Genomic DNA, 267 nt, shown 5'->3' with positions numbered 1-267 from the left:
GGTGGGGCAGTGGCCTATCATGTGGCACTGAGTTATCCGCAGCGATTGGCAGGTCTGATGGCATTATCGACTTATTTAGCAACCAATGACAGGCTGAACTATAGCGCTGCCAATGAGCACCTACCGATATTTATTGCGCATGGTACACACGATATGGTGGTTCCTGCCATCCTTGGAGAGAAAGCCTACAAAGTATTATCTGCCAAAGGATATGCTGTAGATTACCATACGTATCCAATGGCACATCAAGTGTGTATGCCACAGATA

General features: G+C 46.8%; 1 protein-coding gene. It reads left to right on the top strand.

What is annotated here, in order from left to right; genetic code table 11:
• Positions 1-267: alpha/beta hydrolase (locus tag AAEY78_RS13375; protein WP_502943778.1), on the top strand; the 267-nt coding region annotated here is incomplete at both ends.

The sequence above is a fragment of the Psychrobacter sp. 16-MNA-CIBAN-0192 genome (assembly GCF_040309565.1).
Lineage (GTDB): Bacteria > Pseudomonadota > Gammaproteobacteria > Pseudomonadales > Moraxellaceae > Psychrobacter.
This window is presented reverse-complemented; position numbering and strand designations above follow the sequence as displayed.